The sequence below is a fragment of the Halobacteriovorax sp. DA5 genome (assembly GCF_002903145.1).
In the GTDB taxonomy this organism is placed as follows: domain Bacteria; phylum Bdellovibrionota; class Bacteriovoracia; order Bacteriovoracales; family Bacteriovoracaceae; genus Halobacteriovorax_A.
The window spans coordinates 111533-123664 of sequence record NZ_PPDJ01000001.1 but is presented as its reverse complement, the minus strand read 5'-3'; the positions used below and the strand labels follow the sequence as shown (position 1 = coordinate 123664).

Below are 12132 nucleotides of genomic sequence, written 5' to 3'. Positions count from 1 at the left end.
TAGATGATAGCGACGGTAATAATATCCCTCGAATGAGCGTAAAATAGCCTAAATATGCGAATTTTTTTCAATTTATTCAAAAGAGAACAACCTAAACTACTGAATTCTCGATAAGGTGGCGCGTACTACTTTAGTCGAGCCATTCAAGGAGGACGTCGATCTTAGCGTTGATATCATCGATTTCAAGAATTCCCTGCTTTAGATCTGGCGAAGTAACCACAAATTCAGTAATGGCCCCGATTAAAACAACAGGATCTTTTGTTGCTTCCATGAGGGCATCGTACTCAACTTGATTTTTAAAAAATGATTTTGCCCAATGACGAAAAACGAGACCAAGCCTTTGCAGTGAAATCATGTGCTCAGGCATCACTGTTAAAAACTCTGTAATCGGGTCGACTTCAATTGTATTAAATGGAAGCTCTTCATTATAGACGTCCATGATAAGACCTTTAAAAAGAGGCTCAAGGACAACAAGCATTGTTCCATCTTTTGATTTTTGAAGAATTTGTACGCGGCCAAGCCCCACCACTCTCTTTACCGCATGATACTTTTCATGATCAATTCCAATGGTATCAGCTTCTTCATCAGCATCTTGCAAAGTCGCATAGGCCAAAGCGACAGGTGTATTAGTTTTCTCTGCTTCATGAATCATATGAATGTAGCGTGGTTCAAAAATATTGAGGGGCTTTTTTAAGATCGCCTGATATGAAACTTTATGTAATGGGAATAGAAGTGCTCTCATATCAGTAAAACCTTAAAAGCAAGTAAGGGTGCCTTAGGCACCCATGCAGCTAGAATATTTCGTATTGTTCAACGTGATAAGAGTTCTCCGAGCGAATCTGAAGATTAACGCTGAATACCTCTTCCATCGTTTCGATAATATCAAGCTCTTCACCACAAAGAGATGCCGTCACTTCTGGGTGAGCATAAATTGATATCTTCTTTGACTCTGGATTGTTGCGAATTTTCTTTCCAAGTTCACGAACAATCTCATAGCAAATCGTATTTACTGTTTTTACAATTCCATTTCCTTCACAGTATGGACAAGGCTCACACATGATACGTGTAAGAGTGTCACGAGTTCTCTTTCGAGTCATCTCAACAAGCCCTAGTTCGGAAATAGGAAGGACTTTTGTTTTTGAACGATCTTTCTTAAGAGCGTCTACTAGTGAGTTATAAACAGCTTCGCGGTTTTCAACTTTTTCCATATCGATAAAGTCGATAATAATAATCCCACCACAGTTTCTAAGTCTTAGCTGATAAGCGATCTCTTTAACTGCTTCAAGATTAGTGCGAAGAATTGTTTCTTCTAATGTTTTTCGTCCGACAAATTTACCCGTGTTAACATCGATTGAAACAAGGGCCTCTGTTTGGTCGATATTTAGTGAACCACCTGAACGAAGGTAAACCTTATTGCTTAGTCCCCTTTCAATTTCAATATCAACACCAAATTTTTCAAAGATCGGATTTGTTTCATCAAAGAATTTTGCCTTCCCCTTAATTTGTGGAAGATACTTTGTTGCAAATTTTTCAACTTCTTTCACACCGTCTTTATCGTCGATAATAATATTATCAACATCTTCATCTGTAATATCTCTTAAAACTCGTTGAATAAAAGTTAAGTCTTCATAACAAAGCGCAGGTGCTTTTTCTTTTTCAGATTTTTTTTGCACCTCTTTCCAAATTTTTGTCAGCATATCGTAGTCAGACTTAAGAGTTTTATATGAGCTTCCTTCCGCAACAGTACGAGCAATAACACCCTTACCTTCTGGACGGATTGTCTCAAGCATCTCTTTTAGGCGATCACGCTCTTCCTCATTTTCAATACGACGAGAAACACCAGTGTGCTCAATAAAAGGCATATAAACAACATAGCGCCCAGGGATTGTTACATGACGAGTAACACGTGGACCTTTAGTTGAAATAGGCTCTTTTGCTACTTGTACAATGATCTCATCCCCTTCTTTTAAGAATGATTCAATCGTTGCAGACTCTGGACGCATTTTCATATCCATCGATTCTGAAAGAGTTGCTAACTCATCAGGAATCACAAGGCCATTTTCTTTCTTCTCTTTCTTAATTTCCTCGGCCTTCTTTGCCATCTCTCTTTGCTCATCAAGAGTCGGAAGATAAGCATCATCAACGTAGAGGAAAGCTGCTTTTGAATAGCCGATATCAACGAATGCAGACTGCATTCCTGGTAAAACTCTTAATACTTTTCCTCGGTAGATATTCCCAAGGCGTGGATGCGGCGTTGTCGTTGGCTTAGTTCTCTCCATTAGGAAGTCGAGAATTTCACCATTCTCCATCAAAACAGCACGCCACTCGTTAACTGTTTTGTTAATAATTAAATCTTTAGACATATATATTCCTTTTAAACTCAAATCGAAATATGCAATAAAAACACGAGGCAAGTCGGCGAGCATAGCTCAAGCCAAAGACTTTAACCTACTAATAATTGTACGTCTGGGCAAGGTTTTGCGCTAGAAGATATAATATTCCGCGTTACCCTACTCAACTAATCAATCATTAAAATAAATTAGAATTAAATGAAGATACCAGCGATACAGGCCGTCATGAAACATGCAAGTGTCCCTGCAATTAGAGACTTCACACCTAGCTTTGCAAGGTCTTGCTTACGGTTTTCAGCGATCCCACCGATTCCACCAATTTGAATCCCAATTGATGAGAAATTGGCAAAACCACAAAGGGCATACGTTGCAATAGTAATTGAGCGCTCTGATAGGTTACCCATATTCGCCTTAAGGTCTAAGTAGGCCACGAACTCATTTAGTACTAACTTCTTACCAAGAAGCATTCCCACGATCTCCGCATCCTTCCACTCAACACCTAATAACCAAGCAAATGGAGCAAATAATTTACCCATGATTAGCTCAAGAGTAATTCCTTCAAAACCAAACCAACCTGTGATTAGGCCAAGAGCACCGTTGAACATTGCTACAAGAGCAATGATTGCAATCAACATTGCACCAACATTAATGGCAAGCTTTACACCTTCACTTGCACCATTGGCCGCAGCATCGATTAAATTTACACTGTTATCTTTTAAATCTAATTTTAAGTCACCTTGAGTTAGAGACTCTTGTGTCTCTGGCACCATAAGCTTGGCACAAACAAGTGCCGCTGGAGCCGACATAACTGATGCCGAAAGTAAGTGTGCAGCATCAATACCAAAACCAACATATGAAGCAAGAACCCCACCTGCAACAGTGGCCATTCCACCAGTCATTAGCGCCATAAGTTCCGATTGTGTCATTTTTGAAACCAGTGGCTTTACCACAAGTGGTGCCTCAGTTTGTCCAGCAAAGATATTGGCAGCGGCCGCTAGAGACTCAGCTCCCGATGTCCCCATCACAACTGACATGACTTTAGCAAAAGCCTTAATAACAACCTGCATGATACCTAAGTGATAAAATACACTCATTAATGAAGACATAAAAATAATTGTCGGAAGAACCATGACAAAGAAAATAAAGCCGAATTTTGGAACATTTGAAAGTGGACCAAAGATAAAGCCTGAACCTTCGTTAGTATAATTTAGAATTGCAGTGAAAAAACCACGTGCACCTTCAAAGAAGTTTTGCCCTACATCAGTTTTTAGAATGATGAGACCAAAGAAGATCTGAAGAGCTAAGCCAGAAAGAACGAGACGCCAATTAATTTTCTTACGGTTATTTGATAATGCAAAAGCAACACCAACCATAACGATCAAACCAAATGCCGAAATAACTCTTTCCATGGAATACCCTATTACTAAATTAAATTAATTCTAAAATTAGCCTTAGAGTATAGGTTTGAGCATAAATGGACAATAAAAAAGAATAATTAGAAGTTAAACGACCAACCAACTTTTGGATTTACAGCATTAAACTCTTTGATATCTTGTGCCGTATTTGACGCATGCCAATTAAGACGACTAGTCGTATCAAAGTCACGGTAACCCGTTTGACGAATTGTTGCTTGAGACTTTGCAGCTTGATTGTAGGCCACAACACCAACACCAACAACAATCCCTACAGCAGCACCAACGAGAATATTTTTAAGGTGATCCTTAGGCTCCTCAACAAAAGATAATGTCGACAGACCAAGAATAGCACCACCAAGGCCAAGACCAGCAACAGTTGTTAAGTCACGTAATCCTTCTTCCTTAAAATTTGTTTGTGCAAATGAAGAGAATGAAAATGTAAGAGCTAAACATATAATGATAATTTTTTTGAACATTTCTAAAACCTTAAAATCCCTGCGCTACGCATTAAGTTTCATCATTGCCACCTCTAATGGCCGTGTCTATAATGACCCTTTTACTATTCTATACGCATAAGTAATTTGATGCAATAAATGCACAGGAATTATTAGGGAATTAAATTTTTAAAAGGAATACTATGTCGGAAAATTTTAGCGCATATCAGATCATCTCAAAAAAAAGAGATGGTAAAAAATTAACAGATGAAGAAATTAAGTGGTTCATAAATGGGATTACAAATGGTGACGTTGCTGACTATCAAATGTCTGCACTACTAATGGCCATTTACTTAAATGGTATGAGCGTAAAAGAAACTGCCGCTCTTACAGATGCCATGCTTTACTCTGGAAAGACGCTAAAGTTCTCAGGAGTGAACGTGATCGACAAACACTCAACTGGTGGTGTTGGAGACAAGGCATCGTTCATTCTTGGCCCAATCGCTACGGCATGCGGAGTTAAGGTTCCAATGATGGCCGGACGTGGTTTAGGCCATACAGGTGGAACAGTTGATAAAGTTGAATCGATTAAAGGATTCAAAACTGAACTAACTCTTGAACAATTCAAAAAGCAACTTAATAAAGAGAAGATCGTTCTTATTGGTCAAACAAAGGATATCGCTCCTGCTGACAAAATCATCTACGGTCTAAGAGATGTAACGGGAACAGTTGAATCAATCCCATTAATTACAGCATCAATCATGAGTAAGAAGTTAGCGGAAGGCGCTAATGGTATCGTGATGGATATTAAAGTTGGTGACGGTGCATTCATGGATAATATCAAGGATGCAAAAGCACTAGCAAAAAGTCTTCGTGATACAGCAAAGCGCTTTGATAAGCGTATGATCACAATGATTACAGATATGAATCAACCACTAGGTCAGTATATTGGTAACTCTCTAGAGATCATCGAATCAATTGAGACACTAAAAGGTAACGGTCCAAAAGACTTAACTGATATCAGTGTTAAGCTTGCAGGTGCAATGATCTATATTGCAGGAAAAGCTGATTCACTTAAAGAAGGTGAAAAGAAAGCGCAAGCAGTAATTGATAATGGAAAAGCACTTAAAGTTTTCAAAAACCTTATTAAGGTTCAAGGCGGAGATGAGAAAGTTTGTGACGACTACTCTCGCCTACCTCTAGCAAAAGAGAAGACTGTATTTAGCGCAACTAAGAATGGTTACGTTTCTGCGATTGCTTGCAAGAACATGGGCCTACACTGTGTAAGCCTTGGTGGTGGACGTGCAAAAGCAACTGATAAGATCGACTTTGGAGTTGGTTTTATTCTTAATAAGAAAGTTGGTGACAAGGTTTCTAAAGGTGAAGCACTTGTTGAGATCTACCATAACAAAGATCAGAAGAAACAAGTTGAAGCTATCCTTGCAGACTTAAAGAAAGATATTAAAGTTACAACTGCTAAGCCTAAAGCAAGTAAGTTAATCTTTGAAGTGAAGGAAATCTAGAGGTACGTATGCACGCAATTTTTAAAAGACTAGAAGAGACAAAAAGTTATATCCAAAGCAAATATGACAAGGCACCTGATATTGGAGTTATCCTAGGTTCAGGACTTGGTGAATTTGCTAACCTTTTAGAAAACAAAGTTGAAATCAGCTACGAAGAAATCCCAGGTTTTAAAAAGACAAAAGTTAAGGGCCACAAAGGTCAACTTGTTATGGGTGAGCTAGGTGGAAAAGTTGTAGCTGTTATGCAAGGACGTATTCACCGCTATGAAGGCCACTCTCTTGATGAAGTTGTTTTTCCTGTCCGCGTTTTAAAAACACTTGGTATTAAGAATCTAATCATCACAAATGCTGCTGGTGGAATTAATTTAGATTACAGCTCTGGTTCACTTGTTCTAATTACAGATCACCTAAACTTAACTGGTGAAAACTGTCTTGTGGGAGAAAATATTGAAGAGCTAGGAACTCGTTTTCCAGATATGACTTATGCATGGTCACCTGCTCTTAAAGAAATTGCACATGCTTCGGCAAAGAATATTTCATATGATCTTAAAGAAGGTGTTTATGTTGGTGTAATGGGACCAACTTATGAAACTCCGGCGGAAATTCGTATGTATCGTAATTTTGGTGGAGACCTTGTTGGAATGTCGACAGTACAAGAGTGTATTGCTGCTAACCACATGGGACTTGATGTTCTTGGTATCTCTTGTGTGACAAATATGGCCGCAGGGATTGAGAATACTAAACTAAATCACGATGATATTAAGCACGAGGCCGCTCGTGTAATGAAGAAATTTCTAGAGCTTCTTGAAGAAGTTATCTCAAATATCAAATAAAAAAATCATAATTTCTCCCTACCTCGGTGGGGAGAACTTTGCTATAATCTATTCAATACCTAACCACGAGTGAATACTCGGCTTTCATGGATTATTGATGGAAACACATTCTTCAAAGAAAATGCTAGCAGACATGAGCTTCTGCGTCTTCGATTTAGAAACGACTGGTGGAAACCAGAAAAAAGATAAAATCATTGAAATTGGACTTGTCCAAATCGATAACCTGGAAGTAGGAGCTCAAAAAAGCTTTCTTATCAATCCAGAAAGAAAAATCCCAGACTTCATTCAAAAGCTAACTTCCATCACACAAGATGAAGTTGAGGGCGCACCAATAATTGATGCCGTTATTGATGAAGTTCTAGAGTTTATTGGTGACCGAGTTCTTATCGCTCACAACTCTTCATTTGATATTCCATTTTTAAATTCAGTTTTAGAAAGGCTTGGAAGAAAGCAACTTGAGAATAAGGGTTTATGTACAAACCTTATGACGAAGTATCTTATTCCAACTCTCATGAACTCGAATCTAAACTATATGTCGCGTATTTTTAATATTTCTCACCAAAAGGCACACCGTGCCCTTGATGATGCTATCGCGACGGCGCAACTCTTCTTAAACTATCTCAATATCTTTATTGAAAAAGACATTAAGAAGATCAATCATCTTTACTACCCAAAAAATCGCTACGAGCTCGATCTTTGTAACTTTAAAAAAGATACAAGTGAGCACGAAGAAATCGTAGCAAAGATGAAAAAGATTTTTGCTCCTTTTGTTATTACAGTAAAAGGACAAAACGGAGTGATCCTCTTCTCTTTCCCATGTACGAACAAAGATAATGAAATTCAATTCATTAGTGAGCGTATTAAAGATCTCGAATGGCAAACAATTTCGATAAAACTTAGTGGACCAATTCTAGAGGCCCTTATTCGCTTTAATCATTCATTTAATAAAATGGATGAAGCCGATCAAGATGAGGCCATCACAATGCTTCGTCAAAACCTGATTGGCGATGGTACGAAAGAAGAATTAAACGCCGAGTACAAAGAAGAGCTTCAAAAAATCAAGCAAGCTGACTTCGTTCTTATGAATCACCTTGTGCCAGAACAATATACAATCTACCCTCTTGGCGCCCTAGGGATTAGACAAGGTTTAATCTTTCGCTACCCTGGTCACGACAAGAAGCTAATTCAATATATCAACTCAAAGTCTAATCGCAAGAAAGCGCAGAAGCTTAAAGAAATTCACTTCCCTGAAATGCTGCAGGAACTTGTTAATCTTTATATGGCAAAGAACCTACGCCAAGAACGCGAGCTTATGATCTTTAAGGATTCATTTGCCCTTAAGAATAAGGACTTCTTCTTTACTCAACTTGATAAGTTCATTGAAGTGAATCCGAATAAGTATAATTATCCGGAAGCGTTTATTTAATCAGACCAAATTATAAATCACAATTTCCTGCCCATGAATTTCAACCCGTGAATTTTCAAGAGCAAGTAAGTGGATGATTAAGCGGTTTAAGATCTTACTCTTTTGTCCTTCGATATTGAGATTCTTTACCGTAAGAATGATGTCGTGTTCACTACGATAGAAGTTACAGTCAATAGAGTTAGAGCTAGCATCAATTAAGAGTTCGTGATTTTTAAGCGTCATCATCTCACTTAGGATTAAGTAGAGAATGATTGGAAGACTCGCACCACTAATCGCATGTTCTTTGAGATCATTAGAAATATTTGTTTGAATTGAAATTCCCGATTCGATTTTTCGATTGCTCAGTAGCGAGATTGCCTGTTGGAGAATACTCTCAAACGTACTTTGACGACTTAGTTGATCATTAACTTTGGCAAAACCAAGGAAAGTATTGATTAGGCTCTTACAACGATTTGCTGACGCCTTCATTTCATTTAGGATTGTTAAATCGTCTTCTTCCCACTCTTCAAGTTCTAACATATTAATGGCCGCAAGAATTCCCGCAAGAGGATTATTGAGTTCGTGGGCAATCGAGCTTGTAATAATACCAAGTTCAGAGTGAGACTTTGTATAATTGAATTCCTGTTTCACAAGACAAATTGTTTTTAAATTAGAAGTTGTACTTGAAAGAATTTTATACTTTTGATCTCCAATATCTAACCATCCTGAATCAATATTCTTAATAAGATTATTTGGTGTGATACCAAGCTTTAGAAAATGATCATTATGATAGTGAACGATACCATCATCACTCAAAATAACAACAGGATATGACAATTTGTTAATTAGGTCTGTAACACCTAACTGCTCACTTGAAAGCTCTTCTTGGTTAACATTAATTAATTGAATAACATTGGCGATCGCTTGTGCGGCCAAAAAAGCTTCTTCCCTATCCCCTTTTACAGTAAGTAGATAATAAGAAGTACTATCTTCAAAACAATAGTCTTCTTTAACAGGGTAAAGATGTGAATCGGCCTTATCGATTACCTTAATATTAAATTCATTTTTGACTTCAGAGATCTTAAAAAGTTCAGCTATAAAATTCTCATCATTATCTTGATATACCTTTTCAAGATAAAGACCTGCGATTTCCATTTCATCTAGATTGGCACTGGCCATACTAGAGTTTAATTTAAAGACTCTTGCAAGCTCTCTTTTGAAATGAAGAAGCTCTTTAAGATTCTCGATGGTTTCAATCTCAATAATATGGTCTTCTAACTTAACAATTAGAGGGATACTAGATTCAATTGAAAAATCAAATTCATAATCACTAGAGCTAAATCCAGAATAGTTTAGATTGCGCTCCAGCTCTTCATCAATCTCTATATTTGAGTGGTAGTAAAAATTCTGTTTAGGCGAATTAACTTCACTATCTTGAAAGCCAAGAGATGCACTCACTAGTTAACTCCTTTATGAAGAGTCACCTTACCGTCAGCGTAGTGAATATCCACATCGACATTTTCAAGCTTTGCCATGTCCTTGGCAGAGCTAATGACCTTGTCACCAATTTGCGTGTAAGCATATCCACGAGTTAGAACATTTTTAGGATTTAAGGCACCAAGAATTTTTTCAAATTCCATATTCTTATTTTTATAATTCACAATTTTATTTTGGATTGCTTTTACGAGCTGACGACTAAGGCGATCAAGCTCAAAAGTATATTCATAAAGAGATAGGATCTGTTCTTTTCTCTTAATAAGATTCAGCTTCTCAAGCTCATGCTTATAATCTGAAATTTTCGATTTAAGAGCAATGAGGAAACTCTTCGGTGACGTTTCAGAAAGAACATCATAGCGACGACGAAGTTCCATATTCATGGCACTTTTTAAATCCTTACGAATGCGATTCATATCAGAGTCTAAGGCCATAAATTTTTGAGTTAAAACTTCTGCAGCAGCTGAAGGCGTCTCCATCCTAAGATCGGCTACATAATCAGAGATGGTAAAGTCCACTTGGTGACCAACGGCACTAATCGTTGGGATTGGGCAATTATAAATATCCCAAGCAAGTGCTTCGTCATTAAACGCCCAGAGGTCTTCCATCGACCCACCACCACGAGTAAGAACGATAACATCTAACATATCTTTAGTACGCTCCTCTTCTTTTGCCTTTAAATGATAAGCAATGAGTTTTTCAAGGGCCTTACGAATTGAGGCAGGAGCATTTACTCCTTGAACCAGGGCCGGTGAAAGAAGTACCTGATGATACTCTGATCTTCTTTGAGATACATTTAAAAAGTCTTGCAGGGCCGCGGCTCCCTTTGCCGTAATTACACCGATGCGTTTTGGCATCGTCGGTATCGGCTGCTTTGAACTCATATCAAAAAGACCTTCTGCTTGAAGTTTCTTTTTTAATAATTCAAATTGTTCCTGAAGATCACCCTTACCCGCCGGCACAATACGCTTAACAATTAACTGAAAAGTTCCACGACTCGGATAAACAGAAACAGAACCAGAGACAATAACCTTATCTCCTGCACGAATATTTTTAATGACTGGATTTCTCATGGCATCCATTTTAAAGAGGGCCATTTGCATGAGGGCACTGCCATCACCAAGTGAGAAATACCAATGTCCTGCACCAGAGGAGCTAAGGTTTGAAACCTCTCCTGTTACACTAATATTTTGATAATTAGACTCGAGATTTTTCTTAATGTGATTTACGAGTTGTGAGACTGATGGGACTTTATTATTCATCCCTTAATGATGTTAAAAAAGGCACAAAGTGGGAAGACAAAGAGCGTCATCCCACTGTGATTTCAACTAGATATTTTGAAATTTATTGACTGCGTTTAAAAATTTAATTGCCTGAAGAACTTGGTAGTCTTTGTCGGCCGAATACTTTCTAGCTACCGATGATTCATCTTTCTTTTGATTGATTTCTTTTGCTCTTTCAATTCTTTTTAGACGTGCTGCTTTTTCACGCTTAAGACGAGCTTCCTTTTCTTCTTCAGTTTCAACAGTGGCCGTTAAGTGATTTCTAAGATCGACTTCTCTTACTCCACCATCATCATACATATGCTCTTCAACAAATTCACCTTCGACTTGTGAAACTTGAACATCAGGCTTAATACCAAGGGCCTGAATTTTTCTTCCTTTTGGTGTCATATACTGGGCAATTGTAAGTTTAATCCCCTGCTCTTCTGAAACTTGAGAAACGGTTTGTACACTTCCTTTTCCAAAAGAATTTGTCCCAACAATTAGAGCACGCTTGTGATCTTGGAGAGCACCTGCCACAATTTCAGAAGCAGAAGCACTTGAGCCGTTAATTAATACAGCAACAGGTATCTCTAGTTCTTTATGGCCACTCTTTTTAACATAACGAATTTCTTTATTCTTTGGATCACGACCTTCAGTCGAAACAACTACTCCATCATTTAAAAAGATTGAAGCAAGATTTACTGCTTCATTTAAAAGTCCACCTGGGTTCGAGCGAAGATCTAAAACAACTCCTCTAAAATTCTTTCCAAGTTTCTTTTTTTCTTTTTTAAGCGCCTTTACTACATATTCAGCTGCATCTTTTTGAAATTGGCTTAAACGAATAACAGCATAGTTATTTACTGCAAATGACTTAACTGGCTTAGTCTTGATCTTTTGGCGCTTTACCTTGAAGTTACGAATATCTTTTTCACCAGCTCTTAGGATTCCTAGGTTAATAACAGTTCCAAGCTCACCTTTCATACGATCAACGGCTTCATCAAGAGTGATACCAATTGTTGACTCATTATTAATTTCAACAATTTTATCTCCTGGCAGAAGGCCCGCTTTTTCAGCAGGAGAATCCTCGATTGGAGTTGTAATGACAAGAACACCATCTTTTTGCGTAACTTCTATTCCAAGTCCACCATACTCGCCACTTGTGTCTTCTTGCATCTTCTTGAATACTTCTTCATCTAAAAATGCAGAGTGAGGGTCTAATGTTTGAAACATTCCCTTTAGTGCTCCATCAATGAGCTTATCAATATCTACCTTTCGGTAATAATTTGTTTCGATGATATGAATAACTTTATTGAAGAGTTCGAGCTTTTCAAAACGCGACCTCTCAGTTTGCTTTGCCTGAGCAGGTGCTACAAATGCCGTAAGCATAAGAGCAACAAATAGCTTTTTCATTA

10 protein-coding genes are annotated in these 12132 nt (G+C 37.9%); 3 read left to right on the top strand and 7 right to left on the bottom strand.

Features of this window, described 5'->3' with window-relative positions:
* Positions 1-130: 130 nt before the first annotated feature.
* From C0Z22_RS00580 to C0Z22_RS00565, 4 genes are all read right to left on the bottom strand, one after another.
* The gene (locus C0Z22_RS00580) at positions 131-742 is read right to left on the bottom strand and encodes an LON peptidase substrate-binding domain-containing protein (RefSeq protein WP_103216385.1); all 612 of its coding nucleotides are present in this window, start codon (positions 740-742) and stop codon (positions 131-133) included.
* 49 nt (positions 743-791) lie between these two features.
* A complete protein-coding gene (locus C0Z22_RS00575) occupies positions 792-2363 on the bottom strand; it encodes an Rne/Rng family ribonuclease (protein ID WP_103216384.1) in 1572 nt (523 codons plus the stop codon).
* Positions 2364-2545: 182 nt separating this feature from the next.
* Positions 2546-3760 carry a NupC/NupG family nucleoside CNT transporter gene (locus tag C0Z22_RS00570; protein ID WP_103216383.1) on the bottom strand — a complete coding sequence of 405 codons (1215 nt, stop codon included), beginning with the start codon at positions 3758-3760 and terminating at the stop codon, positions 2546-2548.
* An 86-nt stretch (positions 3761-3846) separates the two neighbouring features.
* The gene (locus C0Z22_RS00565; protein WP_103216382.1) at positions 3847-4242 is read right to left on the bottom strand and encodes a hypothetical protein; all 396 of its coding nucleotides are present in this window, start codon (positions 4240-4242) and stop codon (positions 3847-3849) included.
* Positions 4243-4403: 161 nt separating this feature from the next.
* On the opposite strand from C0Z22_RS00565, the gene C0Z22_RS00560 reads away from it, so the two are divergent.
* The 3 genes from C0Z22_RS00560 (at position 4404) to C0Z22_RS00550 (ending at position 7982) form a co-directional block, all read left to right on the top strand.
* Positions 4404-5723: a thymidine phosphorylase gene (locus C0Z22_RS00560; RefSeq protein WP_103216381.1), complete on the top strand. Its 1320-nt coding sequence runs from the start codon at positions 4404-4406 to the stop codon at positions 5721-5723.
* A gap of 8 nt (positions 5724-5731) precedes the next feature.
* A complete protein-coding gene (locus C0Z22_RS00555) occupies positions 5732-6556 on the top strand; it encodes a purine-nucleoside phosphorylase (protein ID WP_103216380.1) in 825 nt (274 codons plus the stop codon).
* A 97-nt stretch (positions 6557-6653) separates the two neighbouring features.
* Entirely contained in the window at positions 6654-7982 is a 1329-nt protein-coding gene (locus C0Z22_RS00550; RefSeq protein ID WP_103216379.1) for a PolC-type DNA polymerase III, read from the top strand.
* Here the strand turns inward: C0Z22_RS00550 and C0Z22_RS00545 are convergent, their stop codons facing one another.
* From C0Z22_RS00545 to C0Z22_RS00535, 3 genes are all read right to left on the bottom strand, one after another.
* Positions 7983-9419, bottom strand: a complete 1437-nt coding sequence (locus tag C0Z22_RS00545; RefSeq protein WP_103216378.1) for a histidine kinase dimerization/phospho-acceptor domain-containing protein — start codon at positions 9417-9419, stop codon at positions 7983-7985.
* On the bottom strand, positions 9419-10717 hold the full coding sequence (gene xseA / locus C0Z22_RS00540; RefSeq protein ID WP_103216377.1) for an exodeoxyribonuclease VII large subunit: 1299 nt from the start codon (positions 10715-10717) through the stop codon (positions 9419-9421). Before xseA ends, C0Z22_RS00545 begins: the two co-directional genes overlap by 1 nt.
* Before the next feature lie 66 nt (positions 10718-10783).
* Entirely contained in the window at positions 10784-12130 is a 1347-nt protein-coding gene (locus tag C0Z22_RS00535) for a S41 family peptidase (protein ID WP_103216376.1), read from the bottom strand.
* Positions 12131-12132 lie beyond the last annotated feature (2 nt).